Below are 25,910 nucleotides of genomic sequence, written 5' to 3'. Positions count from 1 at the left end.
AAGTCTCTCTTGCAGATGTCGGAGGTATGTCCTTCGAATGAAGAGAGGCTTTTTTTATATGTTGAAAAAGGATGGATCAATAGAAAATGTCACATTCATTATGGATTTTAAGGCATTTTCATAAAAACGCCATCGTTATGACACAACTTTGACACGATGTTCACATTTTTGATTCTATTTCATTTAAATTTATTCTATATAATGGGGATAATCTGAAGCCCGGTTATGGCAACCATGGCAAGTTAGCTGAGTGGGTCATTTCCTAAAAAAGTGACGGTTTCATATGTAATAGTGTGAATATAATCACAAACACAAAAGACTTCAGATCACAAATATTAAATCATTGTTAAGTGAAGTACAGGGGAGGAGCAGCATCATGGACGTATTGGATTTGGCACGGTTGCAGTTTGCAACCACTACGATTCTTCATTTTGTTTATGTGCCGATCTCCATTGGATTGTCATTGTTGGTGGCAATTATGGAGACTATGTATGTTATCAAGAAAAAAGACTTGTACAAAAAAATGGCTCAATTCTGGGGGACATTTCTGCTGATTAACTTTGCGCTAGGGGTAGTCACCGGGATTTTGCAGGAGTTCCAGTTCGGAATGAATTGGTCGGACTTTTCTCGTTTTGTCGGTGATGTATTTGGTACACCGCTAGCCATTGAAGCATTGCTCGCATTTTTCCTGGAATCGACCTTTATCGGTCTATGGGTATTCGGCTGGGAAAGATTATCCAAAACTGTCCATTTAATTTGCATGTGGTTGGTAGCGATCGGTACGATGCTCTCGGCTTTGTGGATTTTGGCTGCCAATTCATTCATGCAACGTCCTGTAGGATATGGGGTTGTAAATGGTCGGGCAGAAATGCAGGATTTTGCTGCCTTGTTAACGAACGAGCAGCTTTTGTGGGAGTATCCTCATACCATTTTTGCTGCCATTGCAACCGGTGCTTTCCTCGTAGCAGGGATTAGTGCTTGGAAGCTAATGCATAAAAAGAACATGGACTTCTTTAAACCTTCTTTTAAATTGAGCATTATTATTGCATTAATCTGTGCCATTGCTATTCCTTTGTTTGGTCATGGACAGGCTCAATATTTGATCAAAACACAGCCCATGAAGATGGCAGCCAGTGAAGCTCTGTGGGGAGACAGCGGCGATCCGGCGCCTTGGACGGTTATTGCAAATATTGATCCTGATAAGCAGGAAAATACCTTTGAGATTAAGGTTCCGTTTGCACTGAGCTTTCTGTCGTATAGCAAGTTTTCTGGCTCTGTGCCTGGTATGAAGGAACTTCAAGCACAGTATGAAAAGACCTACGGTCCAGGTGATTATATTCCGCCTGTCCGTACGACCTTCTGGAGCTTCCGCATTATGATTGCGGCAGGATGTGCCATGATTGCACTTGCTCTGTACGGAGCTTACCTGAGTTTTCGACAAAAATTGGAGGGCTCACATCGTTGGTTCTTCCGCCTTATGCTGTGGGGGATATCGCTCCCGTTCATAGGGAATACAGCAGGCTGGATCATGACAGAAATGGGACGTCAGCCGTGGACTGTGTTTGGCTTGCTTCAAACGAAAGATTCTGTTTCACCTACCGTTGTAGCAGGAGAAGTGCTGTTCTCCCTGATTGCATTTACGACGCTGTATCTCATTTTAACGGGTGTACTGGCATTCCTGTTTGCTCGCACCGCTCGTAAAGGCCCAGATATTGAGCCGCATCAGCATACAGTCATTCATGATCCATTTGCTCAAGGAGGTGACAGCATTGTCGTTAAATGATTTATGGTTCTTATTGATCGCAGTGTTGTTTACAGGCTTCTTTTTTCTAGAGGGCTTTGATTTTGGCGTGGGGATGGCAACAGGATTAGTGCCGCGTAATGACCAACAAAAACGTTTGATGATCAATACGATTGGTCCATTCTGGGATGCCAACGAAGTGTGGCTGATTACAGCAGCAGGTGCGATGTTTGCCGCCTTTCCGCATTTTTATGCAACGATGTTCAGCGGATATTATCTGGTATTTGTGTTTATTTTGCTAGGTTTGATCTTGCGAGGAGTCTCCTTTGAGTTCCGTGGCAAGGCCGAAGGAAAAGGGTGGACAGGAACGTGGGATACTTGCATTCTGATTGGCAGCTTCCTGCCGCCGATGCTGTTTGGTATGGCCTTTGCGGCTTTGGTGAAAGGTGTACCTATTCAGCAAAACATGGATTTGAAAGCCGGATTTTTGGATGTGTTCAATGGATACACCGTATGGATTGGACTGACAGTGGTCGGAATGTGCCTCATGCACGGGCTGACGTTCATTTCTCTGCGGACGATTGGTGAAGTCAGGGATCGTGCTCGTGTGATCGCGTCCAAATTTCTTCCGGTGTTGGGAATTCTACTTGCTGGTATGGTGGTATGGACATATTTTGCAACGGATTTATTTGTACGTCGCGGTCCCTTTATGTATGTTGCGGTTGCGGTGGGAATTCTCGCCTATGTGCTGACATGGTATTTCCTGAGGCAGCGCCGCGAAGGATGGGCTTTCGGAATGACAGGTGTCATCATTTTGCTAAGCTTCGTTTCGTTATTCGTTGGCTTGTTCCCAAGATTTATGGTGAGCTCGATCAACAGTGCTTTTGATTTGACGATATATAATGCAAGCTCCAGTCATTACACACTGAAAGCCATGACGATTGTTGCAGCAACGCTTTTACCCTTTGTGTTGGCTTATCAGGCGTGGAGCTATTTTGTTTTCCATAAGCGTCTCAGTGAGAAGGATCATCTGGAATACTAATGGATAAAGCCTGGTTTGAATTAAAGGGCATTCGGCCAGTAATGCTGCTGCTGGCCGCCCTTTCCCTGCTCCAGGGAGCAGCGGTAATTACACAAGCCATCTTTTTGGCAAAGGCTGTAACGGTTTTGTTTAATAAAAATCCGCTGGTAATGGCTTGGCCATCGCTGGCGTTGTTTTTCGCGGCTTTTGCAGTGAGGCATACGATGATCTGGCTGCAACGCCGGACAGCCGGTCGTTTCGCCGAAGCAGCAGGCGCTTCCTTACGGGAGCGTCTGCTTGCGCGTTTGTTCGAGCGGGGTCCGGGTTTTGCAGCGCAGGAAGGAAGCGGCAAGTTGGTGACGCTAGCGCTGGATGGTGTGGATCGGTTTCGCAATTATTTGGAAATATCCATTCCTCGTATAATAGACATGATGGCTGTAACCTTACTGGTGCTTGTGTATGTTTTCACATTAGATATGATTTCAGGTGTGATTTTGACGACTACGATGCCGATTTTGGTGTGCTTCTTTATTTTACTCGGCTTGGCGGCGCGAAAGCAGGCAGACAAGCAGTGGCGTTCCTATCGTCTATTATCACATCACTTCACGGATTCGTTGCGTGGCCTACAGACACTAAGGTTTTTGGGACGCAGTCGGGCGCATGGGGAAACCGTAGGGAAGGTCAGCGACCAATACCGTACGGCAACGATGCGTACGCTGCGGGTAGCGTTTCTTTCTTCATTTGCCCTCGATTTTTTCAGCATGCTGTCGGTCGCTTTTGTAGCAGTAGGCTTGGGGCTGCGTCTGATTAGTGGTTCGGTGGGACTGGAGGCAGCGCTTGCGGTGCTTATTCTGGCACCGGAATATTTTATGCCTATACGCCAGTTGGGATCAGACTATCACGCCTCATTGGACGGTAAGGAGGCTTGGGGAGCGATACGCTCCATTCTCGTTGCAGAGGATGAAACGATAGAGCCGAAGACAGCTAATGATAAAGGATTAGACATCACGGGGCAGGACATCCTCAAGCTGTCCGATGTGTGTTTTCTTAATGAAGACGGCTCCGCCCGGCTTGAACATGTGTCTGCAAGTGCTGAACCGCACATGAACATGATTGGCATCGTCGGAGCGAGCGGTGCAGGCAAGACGACATTGCTTAGTCTGCTTGGCGGCTTTACTGACCCCACTTCCGGTGAGCTGATCCTTAATGGATGCCGATTATCTGTGGATACCAAAGCTGAATGGCAACGGCATATTGCCTATATTCCACAGCATCCTTACCTGTTTAGCGCTACTTTGGCAGATAATATTCGCTTTTATGAACCGGAAGCATCCAACCAGCAGGTAGAGTGGGCGATTGACGCGGTTGGACTGCGTGAACTGGTGAATGGCCTTCCGGGTGGATTGGATGAGCCTATTGGGGAAGCAGGTCGGACATTGAGTGGAGGGCAGGCGCAGCGGATTGCCTTGGCGCGGGCTTTGCTTAGTAACCGTCCGATCATTTTATTGGACGAGCCTACGGCACATTTGGATATTGAGACAGAATGGGAGTTAAAACAGACCATTTTGTCCGTATTGAAACACAAAAGAATGTTTCTTGCCACCCATCGGCTGCATTGGATGCCGGATATGGACTGTGTCTGGATGATGAATCAAGGCCGTCTGGAAGAGGTAGGTTCCCATCAGCAACTAGTTGCCCAAAAGGGAGAATATTACCGATTGCTGACGGGAATGTCGGAAGGAGGGGACGGACGATATGAGAGCAACGGACAATAGTAGCCAAGGCTGGTTTTTGCCTTATCTGAAACACTATTTTTGGGCCTTTCTAGCAGCAGCTCTTTTGGGTGCGCTGTCCATTGGGTGTGCAGGCGCGCTGCTCTTTACGTCCGGCCATCTGATTACTCGTTCGGCCTTAAAGCCTGAAAATATATTAATGGTGTATGTGCCCATTGTGCTTGTGCGAACGTTTGGTTTTAGTAAAGCCGTCATTCAGTATCTGGAACGCTTGGTAGGCCATGATGCTGCGCTGCGCCTTGTGTCTCGTATGCGGGTACGCTTGTATCGGGCAGTGGAACCGCAGGCGCTGATGATTCGCAGCAAATTTCGTACAGGGGATCTATTGGGATTGCTGGCGGAGGACATTGAGCAGCTTCAAAATATCTATCTGAAGCTGGTTCTGCCTGCGTTATCGGCTTTGCTGATTTATGCAGCAGGCATCTTGGCGCTTGGCTGGATGGACGGAACATTTGCCTTGCTGATGGCGCTATATGGGGGATTTTTGCTGTTCATCGCCCCGGCTATCTCACTTGGGACCTCACTCGCCAAACGGCGTACGTTCAAGCAGGAACGGAGTAAAGCCTATCAGGAACTGACGGATGCTTTGTTCGGCATGAGTGATCTGGTGCTGAGTGGACGGACTGGGCATTTCCTTAGCACCTTTACACAACGGCACAAGAGGGCTGCCATGGTGGAAAATTCACTTCGTCGGAACGAGTGGCGTTCTCATTGGATCGCACAATGCCTTGTAGGCGGCGGAATTGTAATTATGACTGTGTGGGCCGGAGGGCTGGTAGCACAGAATCGCATTGAAGCCACATGGCTGGCATCCTTTGCTCTAGTAACTTTTCCGTTGCTGGATGCCTTCGTTCGCGCTGGAGAAGCGGTGGTTCATGCGCCGGAGTATCAGGATTCACTTCGACGGCTAAAGGATTCCGAGAAAGATACATCTGCACTTGCAGCACGATCAGATGCAGGACAAGCAGCAGACGATGCAGCAGATACTAAAGAAGAACAGGCTACAGCTCAGCGATTAAGCCACGGGGGAGACCTGCTGCTGAACAACGTAAGCTACTGCTATGCGGCAACGCAGGAATGGAGTGTGCGTAATATCTCCCTACACGTACCCCAGGGGGGGAAGGTTGCATTGCTTGGCCGCAGTGGTGCGGGCAAGTCTACGCTGCTGAATCTGATTCAGGGAGCATTGCAACCTGATGAAGGGAGCGTCACTGTCGCAGGGGTACCCGTATTTACAGGTGGAGCATACTCCAGTCTGTTTGCGGTGCTAAACCAGCAACCGTATTTGTTTGATACGACGGTAGCCAACAACATTCGTTTAGGACGACCCGACGCTTCACTGGATGAGGTTCGTGCAGTGACGGAGCAGGTAGGGCTTGGAGCCCTGATTGATTCTTTACCAGAGGGTTACGATACAAGAATGCAGGAGACGGGCCTTCGCTTTTCCGGTGGAGAAAGACAGCGCATTGCACTGGCGCGGATTTTGCTACAGAACCATCCGATTGTTTTGCTGGATGAGCCGACAGTGGGGCTTGATCCACTGACGGAGCATGAACTTATGCAGACGATGTTTCGCGTACTGAAAGGCAAAACATTGATCTGGATCACTCATCATCTCACGGGGATGAAGCATATGGACGAGGTGATCTTTATGGAACAAGGCACCATCTCCATGCGAGGCAGTCATGATGAGCTTTGGCGCGATCATGCCCGGTACCGTAATCTGTATAAGCTGGATCATCCGGGTCTGGAAATTTAGTGATGATCACCGTGTCGGATAATATGATTCATCTGCTAGAAGCTTTGAAACAAGGTATTTAAAATTTCGATTAACTTTTATATACTGGTTAGAGTTGATGCGTCACATGCTCATGTAGACATTCAACTGGAGGGGGCTGATAGAAATGAAAACACTCATCTCTAAACATTGGCATTTGATGCTGATTGGTTTTGTAGCCCTGATCATGGGCGGGTTTGTCTTGTTTTATTTTCAGGGGAGCGTGTCGTCGTTTCCGGCCGTTCAACCTAAACAAGCTCAGGAAGAGCCAGATGAAGCCAAATACGAGATTGTGACAGTGGGTGTAAAAGGGGATGGTTTCTATCCTAAAAATATTGAAGTGAAAGCCGGCGTTCCAACCAAGATCAATTTCAAGAAAATGACGTCTTTTACTTGCATTGATGAAGTACAGTCGTTGAAGATCGGAATGGACGTTTACCTGGATCACGAAAATAATTATTTTACCGTCCAGGACTTGAAACCGGGCATATATGAGTATAATTGTGGCATGTACATGTACTACGGGACGATCACAGTAAAATAAATCAAAAAAAGCTTTCTGGCACATTGATGCCAGAAAGCTTTTTTTCTTTTAACTAGGTGAATTGGGACAGTATGTGTATATATATCATCATCCAGCTGTGGTGCAATATGCACTATCCTTTACCTCTGATCAGCTTACATTAGCTAATCTTTTGTTTTTTCTTCTCTCAGGGAATTTACATGAGAACGGAGCAGGCGGAATGGTGCTGTACAAGCGATAGCGGTCGCCTTTGTCCCCGGATTTCAACCTTTGTCTGCTTATCCAAGAAATCCGGGGACAACAGCGATGGGAAGCACCATCCGCATGCGTAGTGGCTTCAATGTAAATCTTAATCCACTCCCCATATATCTAATTTTGAACTGATTTTTCTCCTAATTCGTCGGGTACCCGCTTCTGAGCCAGCAAAGTATGATAATAGTATCTAGAGATGAGGAGGAGCTTGTTATGGGATCTTCAACTGAAACCGCTTCCAGCGCTGATACTACGATTCCTGAATCCAATCGTGGAAGACCGCGTAAGGCTCGCGGATCGAAGCCCGAACGCGGTGAAAAAGGCCTGTGGAACAGCGTGAAACAGCAAAAGTATCTTTACTTTATGTCCATTCCTTTCGTCATATGGGTGTTTGTTTTCAGTTATTTTCCACTATGGGGCTGGACAATGGCGTTTCAAAATTATAAGCCAGCCAAATCGTTTTGGGATCAAAAGTGGGTAGGGTTGGACAACTTTATTGAGCTTTTTCAGGATGAACGTTTTTATCTGGTATTACGCAATACGCTGGCGATGAGCCTGATGGGTATTGTTTTTGGTTTTGTTGTACCGATCTTTTTTGCAATTCTGCTAAATGAGTTGCGTGGTATGCTGTTCAAGCGAGTTGTGCAGACAGTATCCTACCTCCCGCATTTTGTATCCTGGGTAGTTGTGGCCGGATTGGTGACGAAAATGCTGTCCATTGACGGAGGGATTGTTAACGATATATTGGTAGCGCTTCATATTGTGGATGAACCGATTCAGTTCATGGCCAAGGGGAGTTGGTTTTGGTACATTGTAACCGCTTCCGACATATGGAAAGAGACGGGTTGGAATACGATTATTTATTTAGCCGCCATCACAGGAATTGACCAGGAACAGTATGAAGCATCGCGTGTGGATGGGGCCAGCCGCTGGAGACAGATGTGGCATATTACACTGCCGGGTATCCGCTCGACAATCGCCATTCTGTTTATTATGGCGATTGGGCATCTGGTCAGCAATGGTTTTGAAAAGCAGTTCTTACTTGGCAACAGTCTCGTAACGGATTATTCGGAAGTGCTGGATTTGTATGCACTGAATTACGGGATTAATCTGGGCCGTTTCTCTTACGGGACGGCAATAGGCATTTTCAACTCGCTGGTTAGCATTCTATTGTTGTTTACAGCGAACGGTATATTCAAAAAACTGACCAAAGAAAGCATCATGTAGGGAGGGAGAAGCGAAATGACGAATAAGGCATTTAACGCTACACGGTCAGAAAAGCTGTTTGACTTGTTCAACTATATCCTCATGGCTCTGATCGTGGTGTTGACGCTGTACCCGTTTCTGAACGTACTGGCAATTTCCCTGAACAATTCGACGGATACGGTGCGTGGCGGTATTTATATATGGCCGCGCCAGTTTACACTCGAAAATTACAAAACGATTTTCCAATACGATGGCCTGCTTCGGGGTCTGCAGGTATCCATTTTACGTACAGTGGTTGGAACACTGCTGGGACTCATCTGTGCTTCTATGCTTGCATTTACGCTGAGTCGGGTCGATTTCCGCGCGCGCAAGTTCATATCCACGTTTCTGGCGTTGACGATGTATTTTTCCGGCGGGATGGTGCCTGTGTTTATTTTGATGCGTGATTTGCATTTGCTGGGCTCGTTCTGGGTGTATATTTTTCCGGGGCTGATCAGCGCATTTAACGTTTTTGTCATTCGTTCCTTTATGGATGGTTTGCCATATGCGTTACAGGAGTCTGCCAAGCTGGATGGAGCAAATGACTTTACAATATATTGGAAGGTTATTCTACCGCTGTGCAAGCCTGTACTGGCGACAATTGCTCTTTTTTTAGCGGTAAATCAATGGAACGCATGGTTTGATACGTACTTGTACAACGGAACCGCCGCACAATGGACAACGCTGCAATTTGAGCTGATGAAGATACTGCAAAGTACGCAGCAAGGCGGCGCCAATATGGCGAATAACAACGATATGGCTAAGCAAATGGCTCAAATTTCGCCAGAGTCGATTAAAATGGCAATCACGATTACCGTCACGCTTCCTATTTTGCTCGTATATCCATTCCTACAAAAGTATTTTGTAGGCGGTATGACACTGGGAGCTGTTAAATCATAACAATCAAATCGTTACAGTCCATTCACAACGGTAAAATCCTACAAATGCAGGAGGTCTTGAACATGAAAAAACACTGGTCCAGATTTGCACTGATTCCCTTGCTCGCCGTATCTCTTGCAGCACTCGCAGGTTGCGGTGGAAGCGATAAAGCAGCGAAGGAAGGCTCATCCAGCGGCACAGATCCGATTACGTTTAGCTTCTTCGGAGCAGATACAAGCCCGCAATGGAATGGAATGAAAGATGAAATAGGCAAGGAAATCACCAAGAAAACAGGTGTAACTTTGAATGCGGAATTTGATGTCAGCGGCGGAGGTGGAGATGACCGAATTGCTTTGATGGCAGCAAGTGGTGAATACCCAGACCTGGTCTCTCCTAAAGCAAATATTAACAAGCTTGTGGATGCCGGGGCCATGATTGATCTGACTGATCTGATTAACGATCACGCGCCTAACCTCAAAAAGCTCTACGGTCCCTATATGGATCGGCTGAAATACAGCAATAAAGATCAAGCTATCTATGTTATTCCTACGTATGCAGGTGTTGGACAGGAGAGTTTTGATGCGACGGGAGGATTTGAAATTCAGCATAAGGTGCTTAAGGAGCTGGGATATCCCAAGGTAAGAACCTTACAGGATTTTGAAAACGTACTCAAAACCTATACAGCCAAGCATCCGACGATCAATGGCAAAAAAACGATCCCTCTCACGCTGGATGCGGACGACTGGAGAATTATGATTACCGTAACGAACCCTGCCTTCCAGACGACTGGAGCGCCGGATGATGGTGAATATTTTATTGATCCCAAAACATTTGAAGCCAAGCTTCATTACAAACGTCCGGAAGAAAAGGAATATTTCCGTTGGTTGAACCACATGTACAATGAAGGGCTGCTCGATAAAGATTCGTTTGTACAAAAAAGTGACCAATACAAATCCAAAATTGCCAGCGGCCGTGTCCTGGGTCTGATCGACCAAGAGTGGGGTTATCAGGATGCCGAAAATGCATTAAAAGCTTCAGGTAAGTCTGATGCCAGCTATGCACATTTTCCAGTTACACTTTCGGAGGAATATAAGGATCGTTCCTTTCAGGATACAGGCTTTGCGTCCGGTTATGGTGTAGGTATTACGGAAAGTTGCAAGGACCCGGTGCGGGCTATTAAATTCCTGGATTATTTAGCTTCTGATGAAGGACAGGTGCTAGTGAACTGGGGAATCGAGGGTAAGCATTATGAAATCAAAGACGGCAAACGCGTCATTCCTCCGGATGTGCTAGATCAAAAAACGAACAATACAACCAGCTTCAATAAATCCACTGGAATAGACTTGTACACATTAATGAGCGGACACTATGGTGACGGAGTGAAAGACCCTACGGGGAACTACTACACTGCCAAATTCCCGGAACAAATTATCGCAGCTTATTCGAAGCCGGAGAAAGAATCACTTAAAGCGTATGGCGTAAAAACGTGGAAGGAACTGTTTCCAGACAAAGAAGAATTTGATGTGAAGCCTTGGGGCGCGGCCTATAACATAACGACAGACAATGAATCCAACTATAACGTTACATTCAAAAAAACGACAGACATTATCCGCAAACGGATACCGGAAGCGATATTAGCACCAGCTTCCAATTTTGATACGATATACGACAACATGATTAAAGAACTGGATGCCGCCGGAGCTGTCCAAATGGAACAGCAATATACGCAACTGGTGAAGGACAGAGTGGAGTTATGGAGTGGGAAAGCGTCCAAATAGTAAGTCCATTTATCCAAACTTTGAAATCTCGGAGTGACAGAGCGCATACGCTAGGGCCAATTTGTAGCAGCGCTTTGTCTGCCCCTGATGAGGGAGGGTTTGTCGTGACGAAAAGCGAAAGACCACAGTCCCTGCGGTTATGGTATCGCCAGCCTGCTGAGGTATGGGAAGAAGCATTGCCAGTCGGCAATGGACGGCTGGGAGCTATGGTATTTGGCGGAATCAGGGAGGAGCATTTGCAATTAAACGAGGATACGCTCTGGTCCGGATTCCCCAGGGATGGCGTTCAGTATGATGCATTGCGATATTTAGAACCTGCCAGAAAGCTGATTGCAGATGGAAAATACAAAGAAGCCGAACAACTGATTACTTCAAACATGCTGGGCCGCGATACAGAAGCCTACCAGCCTTTGGGAGATTTGTGGATTACGCAGGAGAACCTAGGGGAGATTGCGCATTATGAACGGGAACTGGATATGCAGACCGGAACGGCAGCGGTCACTTTTCAGAGTGATGGAGTCCGCTATACCCGTAAAGTTATCGCCAGTGCACCCGATGGGGTCATTATGGTGTCACTGACTGCGAATAAGGTCGGGAAAATCCATGCATCTGTGCGCATGACCACACCCCATTCTTGTGATGATGAAGCTGGAGAGGATGTGCATTTTTCTGATTCCTCCCAATGGGCTAGCGATAACGATCCATCCGAGGAACCGACCAGGGACTTTATTACGTTGACTGGACGAGCGCCCAGTCATGTGGAATCTAATTATCACGGTGATCATCCACAGTCTGTCGTTTACGAAAATGATTTGGGGATGGCTTTTGCAGTTCAGGCGAGGGTTATTCCCGAGGGAGGAACCTTGACGACGAGGGATGACGGAGCGTTGATCATCTCGGACGCGGATAAAATCACGGTGTATTTGGCAGCGGCTACCGGATTTCGGGGATTTCAGGCTATGCCGAATAGTGATGCAACAGAGTCGGCAGAAGCATGCAAGGTCATTCTAGACGGAGCGATTTCGCTAGGAAGTGAGCAGGTGCGGCAACGCCATGAGCAGGATCACCGGAAGCTGTTTGACCGTGTTGCATTAGAACTGGGAAGTGACACGCTAACTGACGAGTCCGTTCTCCCGACGGATCTGCGATTAGAACGCTATCAGAAAGGTCAGGCAGACCGGGGACTGGAAGTGCTGTTATTCCAATATGGACGTTATTTGCTAATGGGCAGTTCACGTCCGGGCAGTCAGCCCGCCAATCTTCAGGGCATCTGGAATGACCGGGTACAGCCGCCTTGGAACAGTAACTATACAACCAATATTAATACACAGATGAACTATTGGCCCGCAGAGGTGTGTAATCTTGCCGAGTGCCATGAGCCATTACTGCACATGATTGGAGAAGTCAGCCGTACGGGGCGCAGGGTTGCTTCCATCCATTATGGAGCTCAAGGATGGACAGCACACCACAATATAGATGTATGGAGATACGCCGGACCGTCGGCTGGCCATGCCAGTTGGGCATTTTGGCCGCTTGGAGGTGTATGGCTGACTGCTCACCTATGGGAACGTTATCTGTTCACCTTGGATACAACCTATTTGGCAGAACAGGCTTATCCGCTTATGAAGGGGGCGGCGGCCTTTTGCCTGGACTGGCTCGCGGAGGGCCCGGATGGTCGGCTCGCAACGTCCCCATCCACATCACCTGAAAATAAATTCATCACTCCCGGCGGCGAGGATTGCAGTATATCCATGGGCTCCACGATGGACATGACGCTGATTCGGGAGCTATTAAGCAACTGTATTCAAGCCGCAGACCTGCTGGAATTAGACGATGAATTCCGCAAGCGCTGCGAAGAGACACGGGAACGATTAGTCCCCTATCAAATCGGCCGTCACGGTCAGTTACAAGAATGGTTGGTCGATTTTGAGGAAGCGGAGCCTGGTCATCGACATGTTTCGCATCTTTACGGGGTTTATCCCGGCCGACAGATCCATATCCGCGATACTCCGGAGCTGGCTGAGGCGGCCCGCATATCGTTACGCCGCCGACTCGATCATGGTGGCGGGCATACCGGGTGGAGCTGTGCCTGGTTGATTAACCTGTACGCCCGGCTGGAAGATGGCGACACTGCGCATCGGTATGTTCGCACGTTGCTGTCGCGATCGACCTACCCTAATTTATTCGACGCTCACCCGCCTTTTCAGATCGACGGTAACTTTGGTGCGACGGCAGGCATCGCAGAAATGCTGCTGCAAAGCCGCCTGGGTGAGCTGACGCTATTGCCTGCCCTGCCATCGGCATGGCCGGAGGGAAGGGTCAGCGGCTTGAAAGGGTGTGGCGGGATTACGGTCAGCATGGAGTGGTCCGGTTCAAGGCTCGTCCGTGCGGAGCTTACCGCATCTGTCCAGACGGGAAGCTGCACGATTCGCAGTGCACACCCGTTTAGCGCAGATGCTCGTCAGGCTCAGCCTGATCCCAAGCACGGAGGATTTATTTTGTCATGGATTTTTACCAAAAAGCAGGAAAAAACGAATGAACATACGATTATAATTGAGGGAGAGGGAGAGACACAATGACTATTTTTCAATTTCCGCAGGACTTTATGTGGGGTACCGCAACAGCCGCCTACCAAATCGAGGGGGCATATCAGGAGGATGGGAGAGGGTTGTCGATCTGGGATACCTTTGCCCATACGCCTGGTAAAGTGTTTAACGGGGATAACGGGAATGTAGCTTGTGATAGCTATCATCGCTACGAAGAAGATATCCGTCTCATGAAGGAACTGGGCATTCGTACATATCGGTTCTCGGTGTCCTGGCCGCGTATATTCCCGAATGGTGACGGTGAAGTCAATCAAGAAGGATTGAACTATTATCATCGCGTTGTTGATTTGTTGAACGACAAGGGGATTGAGCCGTTTTGTACACTGTATCACTGGGATTTGCCTCAGGCGCTACAGGATGCGGGAGGATGGGGAAATCGTCGTACAATTCAGGCATTTGTCCACTTTGCAGAAACGATGTTCCGCGAGTTTCACGGTAAGATACACCATTGGCTCACATTCAATGAACCTTGGTGCATCGCTTTTTTATCCAATATGTTAGGAGTTCATGCTCCGGGTTTGACGAATCTCCAGACAGCGATTGATGTAGGACATCATCTGCTGGTCGCGCATGGCCTATCTGTACGCCGATTCCGCGAGCTAGGCACCAGTGGCCAGATTGGTATCGCTCCCAATGTCTCCTGGGCTGTTCCTTACAGCACCTCTGAGGAAGATAAAGCGGCTTGTGCGCGCACGATTTCTCTGCATAGTGACTGGTTTCTCCAGCCTATTTATCAAGGCTCGTATCCTCAGTTTTTGGTAGACTGGTTTGCGGAGCAGGGAGCCACCGTACCTATACAAGATGGAGATATGGACATTATCGGTGAACCTATAGATATGATCGGTATCAATTATTATAGTATGTCGGTTAATCGCTTTAATCCGGAAGCAGGATTTCTTCAATCTGAAGAAATCAATATGGGACTACCTGTAACGGATATCGGCTGGCCGGTGGAGTCACGCGGGCTGTATGAGGTACTACATTATTTGCAAAAATACGGTAACATCGATATATACATCACAGAGAACGGGGCTTGTATCAATGATGAAGTCGTAAACGGAAAGGTGCAGGATGACCGTCGAATTTCGTACATGCAGCAGCATTTGGTGCAGGTACACCGGGCAATTCATGACGGCCTTCATGTTAAAGGGTATATGGCCTGGTCACTTATGGACAATTTTGAGTGGGCAGAGGGATATAATATGAGATTTGGCATGATTCATGTCGATTTTCGCACACAAGTCCGTACCCCCAAGGAAAGTTACTATTGGTATCGAAATGTAGTAAGTAATAACTGGTTGGAGACTAGACGTTAAATCAAGAGAAATGATCTGAATATAAAGCAAATTTAGGTCTGCCTCCGCTCCCGTTTGTTTAAATAGGAGGTCCTCTGGGGTAATAATAGCCAAGATGAATTACAGATGGTTCTAGTATGTAGAGACCGGCAGGAATAATAAAATAAAAAATGTGCATACTGAAAAAAATACCTGGCGAGGGCACTTTTTAAACTATTTTAAACTAGAGGGAGTGGAGGGTATGGCTTCGAATTTTAGAAAATCAGGATCAAGTGATAACCAAATGAGCCGCACGGTATCTGTTATTTCTTTGATCGCTTGCATTGTAGGTATTATTCTTATTTTGCTTGATATAGGGAATTTAACCGATCGTAATATCTATTTAATGACAGGCATTGGCGCCTTTGCTGCCGGAATTTTCATTTTTCTAATCGGGAAATCATTTGTCATTGCCCGTAAGAAGGAAGACCAAGAGAACGGGCATCGTTAATACAATTGAAAAAATGATGTAAAACTGATAATGAAAACAACAGCGCGGGGCTTCGAGCAGTGTAGCATGATAACTGTAAGGAGTCCCGATTTTTGCTTTAGTATAGCTTTTTTAAGATACTTCAAGATGCATAATTAACGTTTTTATATGTCATTTTTGAATTAAAAAGAAATTTTGAATTTGCAAGAGAAATTTTATTTTTAGAGAGGTTTTTCACAAAAATCGGACAAATAATCGACAATTCTGTTAACAATAAAAAAAGTGGCCGCTTTTCTGCTATCTTATATAAGGGCAAGATTACAGGAGTTCGTTAAGTTTTGAGTAATTTACTATTTTAAGGAGAGGGGAACAACATGAACAAAAAACCAAAAGCGATTATTGCGTTGGTTTTGACCGTGCTCACGGTAGCATTGCTCATCTGGACGTGTTTTTATGCTGGCGGAAAATACGTTGTTTTCGATCCGAAAGGACCAATTGGGCAAGCACAAAAAGAGCTGATCATTCTTACAACTGCATTGTCTGCGCTTATAATTGTACCGGTTATGATTTTGACCTTCTTCATCGTTTGGCGGTATCGCGATACCCCAACAAACAAGGTGAAGTATCAACCTCACTGGGATGACAGCAAAAAGCTGGAAACCACATGGTGGGCTATTCCAATTATCGTTATCTGTATTATTGCGGTTATCACTGCGAGATATACCTACTTGCTGGAGCCTTCCAAGCCGTTGGCAAGTGAGCAAAAGCCAGTAACGATTCAAGTAACTTCACTGGACTGGAAATGGCTCTTCATGTACCCAGAGGAAGGTATAGCTACAGTGAACCAAGTTCACATTCCTAAAGGTGTTCCAGTCCGTTTTGAACTGACTGCTGACGCCCCGATGAACTCGTTCTGGATTCCGCAATTGGGCGGTCAAATCTACACCATGTCAGGCATGGCCATGAAACTGCATTTGCAGGCCGATCACGAAGGAACTTACTTTGGCTCGGGTGCAAACTTTAGCGGTGAGCATTTTGGACAAATGCGTTTTGATGTAGAAGTCCAGTCGGATGAAGAGTATAAAAACTGGGTCGCTGACATCAAGAAGCAGTCTAAGCCGCTGACGAAAGACGGCTATTTGGCGCTTGCAAAACCAGGTTTGTCCCAGCCTGATGAATATTCTTCGATTCCAGACGGCTTGTTCAAAGAGATTGTTAACAAGTATGTAGTGGAAGGCGCTCCTAACCCCCATGCTGGACATGGCGGAGCTACATCCACAGAAGATTCATCCAAATCCGGCACAGAAGATCATGCTGGAATGGACATGAGCGGACACAATTAAATGATTATAGGGAAGGAGGCCCCCAATGCTTGACAAAATAAAAGAGTTTGCATCCACTTTCTTCGTTACTGGAGACCCGATGATCTATGGAGCGGACGTTTCCATCGCATTAGCAACGATCGGGATCGTGTTTGTGCTCACTTATTTCAAAAAATGGGGCTGGCTTTGGAAAAACTGGTTGACTACGGTTGACCATAAAAAAGTCGGTATTATGTATATTCTTGCGGCCATCTTGATGTTATTCCGCGGAGGCGTGGATGCATTATTGATGCGTATTCAACTTGCTACACCGGATGTGACACTCCTACATCCTGAGCATTACAACCAGATTTTCACAACTCACGGCACAATCATGATCTTGTTTATGGCAATGCCGTTGATGTTTGGTTTGTTTAACATCGCCGTACCCCTTCAAATTGGTGCGCGCGACGTTGCGTTTCCTTTCCTGAACGCATTGAGCTTCTGGCTTTTCTTTATGGGTGCGATGTTGTTCAACTTGTCCTTCGTTATCGGCGGTTCGCCAGATGCAGGCTGGTTGAGTTATCCACCGCTCTCAGAACTGCAATTTAGTCCTGGCGTCGGTCAGAACTTCTATATCTGGGGTATTCAGATTTCTGGTATAGGTTCATTGGCTACAGGGATCAACTTTATTGTTACCATTATTAAAATGCGCGCACCTGGTATGACTTGGATGAAAATGCCTGTCTTTACGTGGTCCGTATTTTCATCATGTGTTATTATCATTTTCGCGTTCCCGATTCTGACGGTTACTTTAGCATTGCTATTCCTTGACCGCTTCGGAGGAGGGCACTTCTTTACCCTTGATTTCGGCGGTAACCCGATGATGTATATCAACTTGATCTGGATGTGGGGTCACCCTGAGGTATACATCGTAGTATTGCCAGCCTTCGGTATTTATTCCGAGGTTATCAGCGTATTCTCCAAAAAGAAATTGTTTGGTTACAAATCCATGGTTTACGCAATGTTCATTATTGCGATCCTGTCCTTCTTCACGTGGGCGCATCACTTCTTCACGATGGGATCAGGCGCAGATGTTAATGCATTCTTTGCGATCTCGACGATGGTTATCGCAATACCGACAGGGGTTAAAGTATTTAACTGGCTGTTCACGATGTACCGGGGTAAACTCGAATTTAAAACTCCGATGATGTGGTCTATTGCATTTATTCCGAACTTCCTGATTGCAGGTTTGACGGGCGTCATGTTGTCTGTAGCGCCTGCGGACTTCCAGTTCCATAACAGTTACTTCCTGATCGCTCACTTTCACTCCGCTCTGATTGGTGGGGTAGTGTTCGGTTACTTGGCAGGTCTGTACTACTGGTGGCCTAAGATGTTCGGTTTCACATTGCCTGAAACGCCTGGTAAATGGGCTTTCTGGTTCTGGAATATCGGTTTCTATGTATGTTTCATTCCGCAATATTCCCTCGGTCTGATGGGTATGACACGTCGTCTGAGCACTTACGGCTGGGATACTGGCTGGCAGCCGCTTAACATGGTGTCAACCGTTGGGGCATTCCTGATGGGGATTGGTTTCTTGTTCCAGGTTCTTCAAATTCTTCTGGGTATCAAAAATTACCGCAAGCTGAAGGATACAACTGGCGACCCTTGGGGCGGTCACACGTTGGAATGGTCCATTCCTTCACCTGCACCGGAATACAATTTTGCTACCATTCCGCAAGTAGAAGAACGCGATGACTGGTGGGCAGAAAAAGATAAACGTGCAAAAGGTATTTTCAGAAAGCAACCGCCAATTGAAGCGATTCATATGCCGAAAAACTCGGCGATTCCATTCATTATGTCGGTATTCTTTTTCATTGCAGGTTTCGGGTTCGTATTTGGATGGTCGTTCTTCTATATTCCAGGGCTGATCGGCGTGGCAATTTGTATGATTTGCCGTTCGTTCTTCTCCTATGATGGCGACTACTATATCCCTGCGGATGAAGTAAAACGCACGGAAGCGGCAATAAGGGGGTCTGTATAATGGCACAAGCTGCAGCACATCACAGCCATGATCATGACCACGGGCATCACGATCCGCAAGAATTGAAGATGCTTGGTTTTTGGATCTTCCTCGTAACGGACGTAATCCTGTTCAGTACCTTGTTCGCAACCTTCGTTGTCCTTCGGAACAACACAGCCGGAGGACCAGGTGGCGCAGAGCTGTTTAACATGACGGGCGTTATTATTGAAACGTTCCTCTTGCTCACAAGCAGCTTCACAAGTGGTCTGGCTGTGTTGGCTATGAACAAAGGAAGCATGAAGGGATTAATCAGCTGGTTAATCGTGACAGCGATCCTGGGTCTTGGTTTTATCGGTTTTGAAGTTTACGAGTTTGTTGAGATGGTACATGAAGGTGCCAACTTTGGAACCAGTGCGTTCTTGTCGGCATTCTTCACATTGGTCGGAACACACGGACTTCACGTTTCGTTAGGTCTGGTTTGGATGATTGGACTTATGTTCCAGTTGAAAAAACGCGGGCTTACTCCAGAGACGAAGGGCAAAGTTTCGGCATTGAGCTTGTACTGGCACTTTTTGGACGCTGTCTGGATCTTCTTGCTGACAGTTGTCTATTTGATGGGGGTGATGTAGATGGCACAGCATCAATCAGGAGCGGGTTCGCATGGTCATGATGATTCTCACGGTTCAGTGAAATCCTATGTTATCGGGTTTATTCTGTCCATCGTACTGACCATCATTCCTCTCTTCGTGGTTATGAATCATATGTTGAGCCGCACTTCGACCATGGTTGTTATTTTAGCCGCGGCAGTGCTGCAATTTCTGGTTCAGCTTTTCTTCTTCATGCACATCCGTGAAAGCAATGGACCACGTTGGAATGTTATGACTTTGATCTTTGGTGTTGTGATCCTGTTGACTGTCGTTGGCGGTTCTGTATGGATTATGGAATACAACATGGTAGCACACTAATAAGTCACACTATTTTAGATAAGAGGAAGCGGCTCTATGCCGCTTCCTCTTTTTTTATAAAGGACCTGCTAGAATTTAAACTGTGGCTTCTTGAACTCAAGTTTGCACGCGTGTAAAATGGAATTGTATAACAGAAGAGTGAAAAAGATAATACTAATGGAGAGTGAGGAAAACGTCATGAACACCGAAATATTGTTTAAACCTTTTAAGATAGGTAACTTATCGCTTCCCAATCGGATGGTTATGGCTCCCATGACACGAAATTTTTCTCCCCAAGGTATTCCAGGACCTGAGGTTGCCGCGTATTATCGTCGCCGTGCAGAAAATGCTGTTGGATTGATTATTACAGAGGGAACAGCTATCAATCATCCCGCCGCTGTGGAGCACACAGGCATCCCTAACTTTTATGGTGAGGGATTGAAAGGATGGGCTAAGGTAGTAGAGGAGGTTCATGCGGCCGGCGGCAAAATTATACCGCAGCTCTGGCATGTGGGTACAGCCCGGAAAATAGGTGCGGATAACCAACCGAATCCCGAGGCATTGCCTGTCGGTCCTTCAGGTATTTCTCCCGCAGGTGAAAAGGTAGTTGAGCCATTGACGGAGGTGGAAATTACGGATATCATTGCAGCCTTTGCTCAGGCCGCTGCCGATGCCAAGCGGGTGGGGTTTGACGGCATTGAGCTTCATGGAGCACATGGCTATTTAATAGATCAATTTTTCTGGGACAAAACCAATAAGCGTACCGATCAATATGGAGGCGATTTGGTTCAGCGCACCCGGTTTGCGGTCGAGGTCATTGAGGCTTGTCGCCGTGCAGTAGGCCCGGATTTTCCAATTGTACTGCGATTCTCCCAGTGGAAGATGTACCATTATGGAGAAAAGCTGGCACAGACACCGCAGGAACTTGAACAGTTTCTTGCCCCATTGGTACAAGCCGGGGTGGATGTATTCCATTGCTCAAGCCGCCGTTTCTGGGAGCCAGAATTCGAAGGGTCAGATCTAAACCTGGCAGCATGGACCAAAAAGATAACAGGCAAGCCAGTGATTACGGTGGGGTCAATTGGTTTGGAGAAGGCCTTTTTGAGTGATTTGGAAAAAAACAATGATCGTCAGACTGATCAATCGAGTAGTGTAGAGGCCAGATTAGAACAACTCGTGGAGCTAGTAGAACGAGAGGAAGTTGATCTGGTTGCAGTTGGACGTGCATTGCTGGTTGATCCGGCATTTGCAGTAAAATTACGTGATCAACAGATAAAAGAAATAATTCCTTACAATGATGAAGTATTAAAAACGTTGAATTAGGAAAATTTCGGTTACAGGGCAAGCTGTAATATAAGCTATTCGTAAATTCTACGAATTTGCTATAATAGGAGCATCAAGTCGAAATACACGGGGTGAAAAGGATGAATTCTGAAACGGAAGCTTTGGATTGTGAGCCGGCTTGTCACGGTTCAGATCAGGAAATTGAGCGTATAAAATCTTCCCTAGTTGAGGATTCCATCGCATACAAAATGTCGGAGCTGTTTAAAGCGCTAGGTGACCCGACACGGATCAAGCTGATTTATGCCCTGGCTCAAAAGGAACTGTGTGTTCATGATTTAACACAGGTGTTGAACATGGGCCAATCTGCAGTATCCCACCAGCTTCGTTATTTGCGCAACCTGCGTATTGTCAAACGACGCAAGGAAGGCAAGACAGTGTTTTATTCACTGGATGATAATCATGTGGAGCAGATTTTTTTGCAAACCCATCAGCACATATCACATCAATGATTTTTGACAAACCAACAGCAGGGCGCCAAGCAATTGGCGCTCTTTTGGTGTTTGTCCATTGAAGTCGATTTTTTTTCGTTAAAAAGGGCTATGATCATTGACTTTTGCCCCTAAACCTGAATATAATGACCTTAACAAATAATATATGAACAGTTGCTCATATATAGCTAATTGGAGGCCAATTATTATGGATGCTCTAAAAAGAAATGAACGGCATGAATGGGTTTTGGAAGGTCTAGATTGCGCCAACTGTGCTCTAAAGATTGAAAATGGAGTCAGTAAAATAGAAGGGGTCCTCGATTGCTCGGTCAATTTTGTAACAAAAACGTTGACGATGACCACAACTTCGGATCAAAAAGAAGAGGTTTTTCGCCAAACGGAACGGAAGGTCCACAGACTTGAGCCTCATGTTAGGATGGTTGCCAAAAGTGCGGGTGGACGCTTGCGCGAAGACAGTCGAAGTGGCGTTGGTGCAGTAGAGGCAAGCTGCACAGAGGATTGCGCATGCGGTCATGAGCATGAGGGTGAAGGACATAATCACAATGATGGAAAGCATGCTGCTCACAGTCATGGTGGTCATAGCCATGAAGCACATGGCGCACACGATGGGCACGACCACGGTAATCATGCACACATGCACCACAATCACCATGCAGTGCGCGATCATGGTGAAGCTACCCATGCTCATTCACATTCGTATGATGATGATAGTCATGCCGGGCATACGCATGATCATGGTACGGACGGTATGCGCCGCATGATTGCACGTCTGTCCATAGGAGCGGTTATTGCGGCTGTTGCCTGGTGGTTACCTGTCGAAGGTGTGGGCAAGCTGGCTCTATTTTTAGTGGCATATATCATCGTTGGCGGTGATGTTGTCTTGCAGGCTGCACGCAGCTTGGTGCGTGGAATGGCCTTTGATGAGTATTTCTTGATGACGCTGGCTACTGTGGGCGCATTTGCTATTGGGGAATACCCCGAAGGCGTAGCTGTCATGTTCTTTTATCAAATCGGAGAACTATTCCAAGGCATTGCAGTTAACCGTTCACGTAAGTCCATCAGCGATCTGATGGATATTAGACCAGACTATGCCAACCTGAAGACGGCTGAGTCCGTACGAAGGGTGTCCCCAGAAGAGGTCCGTATTGGAGATTTGATAGTGATCAAGCCGGGTGAGAAGATCCCGCTGGACGGTAAGGTTGTAGAAGGCAAGTCGCATGTCGATACCTCGGCGTTGACCGGTGAATCTGTGCCTCGTACCGTTGAGCCGGGAAGCAGCGTGATGAGTGGATTTGTGAATACGAACGGACTTCTGACGGTAGAGGTCAGCAAAGAATTTGGTGAATCTGCGGTCTCTAAAATTTTGGAACTGGTGCAAAATGCGAGTGCCAAAAAAGCGCCGACTGAAAAGTTTATCACGAAATTTTCCAGATATTATACTCCTGTAGTGGTTATTGTAGCGTTGTTGCTGGCGGTTGTTCCTCCGCTTGTTGTGCCAGGTGCACAGTTTGCAGATTGGATATATCGTGCGCTTGTTTTCCTCGTTATTTCTTGTCCGTGTGCGCTGGTGGTGTCCATTCCACTGGGCTTCTTTGGCGGAATCGGGGCAGCCTCCCGTTCAGGTGTGCTGATCAAGGGCGGTAATTATCTTGAAGCCCTGAATCATGTGAAATATGCTGTTTTTGATAAAACAGGTACGCTCACCAAAGGTGTTTTCCACGTGACAGGGATTTATCCTGCCGAAGCTTTTACGAAGGAAAGTCTGCTGGAGACTGCTGCATTGGCCGAGATGCACTCCACGCATCCTATCGCAGCTTCTCTGCGTGAAGCTTATGGCAATGAACTTCAAACGGAGCGAGTGCAGCAATATAGCGAAATATCCGGTCACGGGATTCGGGCTCAGATCGATGGGCGCTTGGTATTAGCCGGAAACGCTAAGCTGATGGAGCGGGAGCATATTGCTTTTAATGTGGCGCAGCAAGCAGGACCATTGGATGTAGGAACGGTCGTACATGTGGCTGTAGACGGAACGTATGCCGGGTGCATTCTAATATCGGATGAGGTTAAGGAGGACGCGGCCAAGACGATTGCTTCGCTGAAAAAGCTGGGGGTGGTAAAAACCATCATGCTAACAGGTGACAATCGGACAGTTGCCGAAGCTGTAGGACGTCAGTTAGGCCTGGATGAAGTACGGGCAGAACTGTTGCCTCAGCATAAAGCCGAAGCCATTGAGCAGTTGTCTGCAAGTAAAAAAACGAGCGATAAAATCTTGTTTGTAGGCGATGGAATTAATGATACACCTGTACTTGCTTTGGCAGATGTTGGTGTAGCGATGGGTGGTTTGGGCTCAGACGCTGCAATTGAAGCAGCAGATATCGTAATCATGAACGACGAGCCTTCAAGGCTGGTGACGGCGATTCATATTGCTCAACGCACACGCCGTATCGTATGGCAAAACATTATATTTGCGCTAGGTGTCAAAGTAGTATTTCTCTCATTGGGCGCGTTTGGTATTGCTACCATGTGGGAGGCTGTATTTTCCGATGTTGGTGTAACACTGCTAGCTGTATTAAATGTGATGCGTGTGCTGAAGGTTGGTACTGACGAATAAAAAGGGAACCCCCCGTTAACATTGGATGTAGGCATCCTATGAAAACAGGGGGTGTTTCTTTATAGCTGCCTTTTTTGTGCAGACATGTGCTTTCCGCAGTATAGATCTATTTTTCTCATATATAGTAGTTGTGCAGAGATGTATAAATGTGGGGAGGGGCTAATACGTTTAAGGTAGGGACTTAATAAGTAAGGCCCACGTAACATTCGGTTGCTCAGTAATGAGTAAGCGTTTTCTTTATTTGGAGGGGTACTCGAATTCGTGTGTGCCAACTTGCTGACGAAAGAAAGGATGGATTAATAGCATGGAGGCTAAACTGATGCATGTATTCGCAGAGCTGTTGGGTGGCATAAACAGCAGGGATTGCAACGTTCCAGAGCCAGGTATGGAGTCTGCTGCACGGAGATTGGCTATGGAGACGCTAAGAGCAGGAAGCCATCAAGTATCTGCTGCACAGGAGGAAGATCCATTGGGCTGGCTGGTTGGTTTAGCTGAGCAGGGTGCAATCAGTCGAGCGGAGGCATTGCTGGCTGCAAACCCGGAATTACTTGGTGAATCGATGCTGAATAACGGCAATGATACAGAGCAAGCCATGGACACACTACTAAAATGGAGCGATGAATACAGCGACACCTCCATACGGCTTTATGCTGATGCTCCTGCAAGTATGAGTCGTAAAAGTACAGGAATACGCGATCTTGACGGTTATAGTCTTCTGCATGGTCCATTGTCACTGGCATCCGGCCGCGTGAGGGAATTATGCTATGCCTATTTGGACGCGGCAGAGTCTGGACAAAAGATTCATGCCCTTGCCGGGGAGCCCGATCCCATCCTTGTCCCCGGTTCCCGTGCATCCGAGACGTACACAACATTTAATAAAGCATCTGGTTTGATTGGATTGTGTGAGCACCTGTCCCGACGAATCATTGGCCTGCTGGAAACAGAGTACGAAGGCTTGTTTGAGTTGCTGGACGGATTGCCACTCACTATAGCTTTAACTGAGCAGAACAATGCAGTGGGCATCGGAAGCCTGCAAGATATGCAGTTAGAGGCCCTACTGCGTGCAGCGTTGCGGAGCATGCGACAGGGGGGAGAGCCAAGGCTGGAGATTATGGTGCGCAATCCTACTGACGTAAACCAGTTCCAGACCATCCGAGACTGGATTGACGGCGTTGCCGAGCAAACGTTATGTGGCCGCCTGCGGTGCGTTCCATATCGGGTAGGTGTACTTTTGACGGTTGATACAAGTTTGGTGCCTAATGCAGGTCAAATAGGGGATGAGCAATCCGCACAGTCGGAGAAGTCGGACACCGCCGATAACATGTCCGAAGTGAGCGCACGACAGACCAAGCAGGCGGCTCAAGCCGCAGATTTGGCACGCTTTGCCGATACGGTCATTTTAGAAGTTTTACCAGCTCCATCTGCTGGTATCAGAGCTGGAGATCCGTTGATTCCATCTGTTGCTGATGGGCATGAGAATGCTAATGATACGATAAAACGCATAATGGAAGCTGTTCGGCGTGTAAAGCCTGAGGTTCCTATATGGGTGGCGATAGATAAAATTCACCATTTCCTAGATGGGAATTGGATCTGGGAGAACGAGCTAACGGGGGTCATTTGCTCAGACCCAGCAGTTCCTACTGTACGTCTTGCGGCTGCGCGTTGGAGGCTGCAACAGCAAGCCAATCGGCAACACACTTCAGAAACTGCACACACCCATGCGTGGAAGTTTCCACTTTAGCCTGAAGAATTTATGTGATAGAACGCTTTGAAATATTGAGGATACCTGCGTTGTTTACGCGGGTATCTTTTTTATTTAGGCTATTAGCAGTTTACAAGCGGAAAAGAAAGGGTATATA

Annotated in this window: 19 protein-coding genes; all 19 read left to right on the top strand. The window is 47.0% G+C overall.

The window, feature by feature from the left end; translation table 11 throughout:
- Nucleotides 1-376 precede the first annotated feature (376 nt).
- Nucleotides 377-1,783, top strand: a complete 1,407-nt coding sequence (locus PPM_RS22435) for a cytochrome ubiquinol oxidase subunit I (protein ID WP_013373118.1) — start codon at nt 377-379, stop codon at nt 1,781-1,783.
- The gene (gene cydB / locus PPM_RS22430; RefSeq protein WP_013373117.1) at nt 1,770-2,783 is read left to right on the top strand and encodes a cytochrome d ubiquinol oxidase subunit II; all 1,014 of its coding nucleotides are present in this window, start codon (nt 1,770-1,772) and stop codon (nt 2,781-2,783) included. Before PPM_RS22435 ends, cydB begins: the two co-directional genes overlap by 14 nt.
- Nucleotides 2,783-4,537, top strand: a complete 1,755-nt coding sequence (cydD, locus tag PPM_RS22425) for a thiol reductant ABC exporter subunit CydD (RefSeq protein WP_013373116.1) — start codon at nt 2,783-2,785, stop codon at nt 4,535-4,537. The genes cydB and cydD overlap by 1 nt, the downstream gene beginning before the upstream one ends.
- On the top strand, nt 4,518-6,314 hold the full coding sequence (gene cydC / locus PPM_RS22420) for a thiol reductant ABC exporter subunit CydC (RefSeq protein WP_013373115.1): 1,797 nt from the start codon (nt 4,518-4,520) through the stop codon (nt 6,312-6,314). Before cydD ends, cydC begins: the two co-directional genes overlap by 20 nt.
- A gap of 145 nt (nt 6,315-6,459) precedes the next feature.
- Nucleotides 6,460-6,876 carry a cupredoxin domain-containing protein gene (locus PPM_RS22415; RefSeq protein WP_013373114.1) on the top strand — a complete coding sequence of 139 codons (417 nt, stop codon included), beginning with the start codon at nt 6,460-6,462 and terminating at the stop codon, nt 6,874-6,876.
- A gap of 444 nt (nt 6,877-7,320) precedes the next feature.
- Nucleotides 7,321-8,334: an ABC transporter permease gene (locus tag PPM_RS22410; RefSeq protein WP_013373112.1), complete on the top strand. Its 1,014-nt coding sequence runs from the start codon at nt 7,321-7,323 to the stop codon at nt 8,332-8,334.
- 15 nt (nt 8,335-8,349) lie between these two features.
- Nucleotides 8,350-9,252 (top strand): carbohydrate ABC transporter permease, encoded by a 903-nt coding sequence (locus PPM_RS22405; protein WP_013373111.1) that lies wholly within the window; start codon nt 8,350-8,352, stop codon nt 9,250-9,252.
- 62 nt (nt 9,253-9,314) lie between these two features.
- Nucleotides 9,315-11,009 carry an ABC transporter substrate-binding protein gene (locus PPM_RS22400; protein ID WP_013373110.1) on the top strand — a complete coding sequence of 565 codons (1,695 nt, stop codon included), beginning with the start codon at nt 9,315-9,317 and terminating at the stop codon, nt 11,007-11,009.
- 104 nt (nt 11,010-11,113) lie between these two features.
- Entirely contained in the window at nt 11,114-13,588 is a 2,475-nt protein-coding gene (locus PPM_RS22395) for a glycosyl hydrolase family 95 catalytic domain-containing protein (protein ID WP_013373109.1), read from the top strand.
- Nucleotides 13,585-14,931 (top strand): GH1 family beta-glucosidase, encoded by a 1,347-nt coding sequence (locus PPM_RS22390; protein ID WP_013373108.1) that lies wholly within the window; start codon nt 13,585-13,587, stop codon nt 14,929-14,931. Before PPM_RS22395 ends, PPM_RS22390 begins: the two co-directional genes overlap by 4 nt.
- A 220-nt stretch (nt 14,932-15,151) precedes the next feature.
- Nucleotides 15,152-15,400, top strand: coding sequence for a hypothetical protein (locus PPM_RS22385; protein WP_013373107.1), 249 nt, complete (start codon nt 15,152-15,154; stop codon nt 15,398-15,400).
- 353 nt (nt 15,401-15,753) lie between these two features.
- Complete coding sequence (gene cyoA / locus PPM_RS22380; RefSeq protein WP_013373106.1) at nt 15,754-16,722, top strand: ubiquinol oxidase subunit II; 969 nt, start codon at nt 15,754-15,756, stop codon at nt 16,720-16,722.
- A gap of 25 nt (nt 16,723-16,747) precedes the next feature.
- Complete coding sequence (locus tag PPM_RS22375; protein ID WP_013373105.1) at nt 16,748-18,724, top strand: cbb3-type cytochrome c oxidase subunit I; 1,977 nt, start codon at nt 16,748-16,750, stop codon at nt 18,722-18,724.
- Nucleotides 18,724-19,332, top strand: a complete 609-nt coding sequence (gene cyoC, locus PPM_RS22370) for a cytochrome o ubiquinol oxidase subunit III (protein WP_013373104.1) — start codon at nt 18,724-18,726, stop codon at nt 19,330-19,332. The genes PPM_RS22375 and cyoC overlap by 1 nt, the downstream gene beginning before the upstream one ends.
- On the top strand, nt 19,333-19,668 hold the full coding sequence (cyoD, locus tag PPM_RS22365) for a cytochrome o ubiquinol oxidase subunit IV (RefSeq protein ID WP_013373103.1): 336 nt from the start codon (nt 19,333-19,335) through the stop codon (nt 19,666-19,668).
- 177 nt (nt 19,669-19,845) lie between these two features.
- Complete coding sequence (locus PPM_RS22360; protein WP_016324728.1) at nt 19,846-20,970, top strand: NADH:flavin oxidoreductase; 1,125 nt, start codon at nt 19,846-19,848, stop codon at nt 20,968-20,970.
- Nucleotides 20,971-21,071: 101 nt separating this feature from the next.
- The gene (locus PPM_RS22355) at nt 21,072-21,440 is read left to right on the top strand and encodes an ArsR/SmtB family transcription factor (protein ID WP_007432172.1); all 369 of its coding nucleotides are present in this window, start codon (nt 21,072-21,074) and stop codon (nt 21,438-21,440) included.
- Nucleotides 21,441-21,627: 187 nt separating this feature from the next.
- Nucleotides 21,628-24,051 (top strand): heavy metal translocating P-type ATPase, encoded by a 2,424-nt coding sequence (locus tag PPM_RS22350; RefSeq protein ID WP_013373101.1) that lies wholly within the window; start codon nt 21,628-21,630, stop codon nt 24,049-24,051.
- 304 nt (nt 24,052-24,355) lie between these two features.
- Nucleotides 24,356-25,792: a hypothetical protein gene (locus PPM_RS22345; RefSeq protein ID WP_013373100.1), complete on the top strand. Its 1,437-nt coding sequence runs from the start codon at nt 24,356-24,358 to the stop codon at nt 25,790-25,792.
- Nucleotides 25,793-25,910: the final 118 nt, after the last annotated feature.

The sequence above is a fragment of the Paenibacillus polymyxa M1 genome, from assembly GCF_000237325.1.
Taxonomy (GTDB): Bacteria; Bacillota; Bacilli; order Paenibacillales; family Paenibacillaceae; genus Paenibacillus; species Paenibacillus polymyxa_C.
This window is presented reverse-complemented; position numbering and strand designations above follow the sequence as displayed.

Excerpts from the sequence above, each read along its gene's own strand:
- PPM_RS22435 (WP_013373118.1), top strand. The coding sequence starts at position 377 with ATGGACGTATTGGATTTGGCACGGTTGCAGTTTGCAACCACTACGATT.
- cydD (WP_013373116.1), top strand. The coding sequence starts at position 2,783 with ATGGATAAAGCCTGGTTTGAATTAAAGGGCATTCGGCCAGTAATGCTG.
- cydC (WP_013373115.1), top strand. The coding sequence starts at position 4,518 with ATGAGAGCAACGGACAATAGTAGCCAAGGCTGGTTTTTGCCTTATCTG.
- PPM_RS22415 (WP_013373114.1), top strand. The coding sequence starts at position 6,460 with ATGAAAACACTCATCTCTAAACATTGGCATTTGATGCTGATTGGTTTT.
- PPM_RS22410 (WP_013373112.1), top strand. The coding sequence starts at position 7,321 with ATGGGATCTTCAACTGAAACCGCTTCCAGCGCTGATACTACGATTCCT.
- PPM_RS22405 (WP_013373111.1), top strand. The coding sequence starts at position 8,350 with ATGACGAATAAGGCATTTAACGCTACACGGTCAGAAAAGCTGTTTGAC.
- PPM_RS22400 (WP_013373110.1), top strand. The coding sequence starts at position 9,315 with ATGAAAAAACACTGGTCCAGATTTGCACTGATTCCCTTGCTCGCCGTA.
- PPM_RS22390 (WP_013373108.1), top strand. The coding sequence starts at position 13,585 with ATGACTATTTTTCAATTTCCGCAGGACTTTATGTGGGGTACCGCAACA.
- PPM_RS22385 (WP_013373107.1), top strand. The coding sequence starts at position 15,152 with ATGGCTTCGAATTTTAGAAAATCAGGATCAAGTGATAACCAAATGAGC.
- cyoA (WP_013373106.1), top strand. The coding sequence starts at position 15,754 with ATGAACAAAAAACCAAAAGCGATTATTGCGTTGGTTTTGACCGTGCTC.
- PPM_RS22375 (WP_013373105.1), top strand. The coding sequence starts at position 16,748 with ATGCTTGACAAAATAAAAGAGTTTGCATCCACTTTCTTCGTTACTGGA.
- cyoC (WP_013373104.1), top strand. The coding sequence starts at position 18,724 with ATGGCACAAGCTGCAGCACATCACAGCCATGATCATGACCACGGGCAT.
- cyoD (WP_013373103.1), top strand. The coding sequence starts at position 19,333 with ATGGCACAGCATCAATCAGGAGCGGGTTCGCATGGTCATGATGATTCT.
- PPM_RS22360 (WP_016324728.1), top strand. The coding sequence starts at position 19,846 with ATGAACACCGAAATATTGTTTAAACCTTTTAAGATAGGTAACTTATCG.
- PPM_RS22355 (WP_007432172.1), top strand. The coding sequence starts at position 21,072 with ATGAATTCTGAAACGGAAGCTTTGGATTGTGAGCCGGCTTGTCACGGT.
- PPM_RS22350 (WP_013373101.1), top strand. The coding sequence starts at position 21,628 with ATGGATGCTCTAAAAAGAAATGAACGGCATGAATGGGTTTTGGAAGGT.
- PPM_RS22345 (WP_013373100.1), top strand. The coding sequence starts at position 24,356 with ATGGAGGCTAAACTGATGCATGTATTCGCAGAGCTGTTGGGTGGCATA.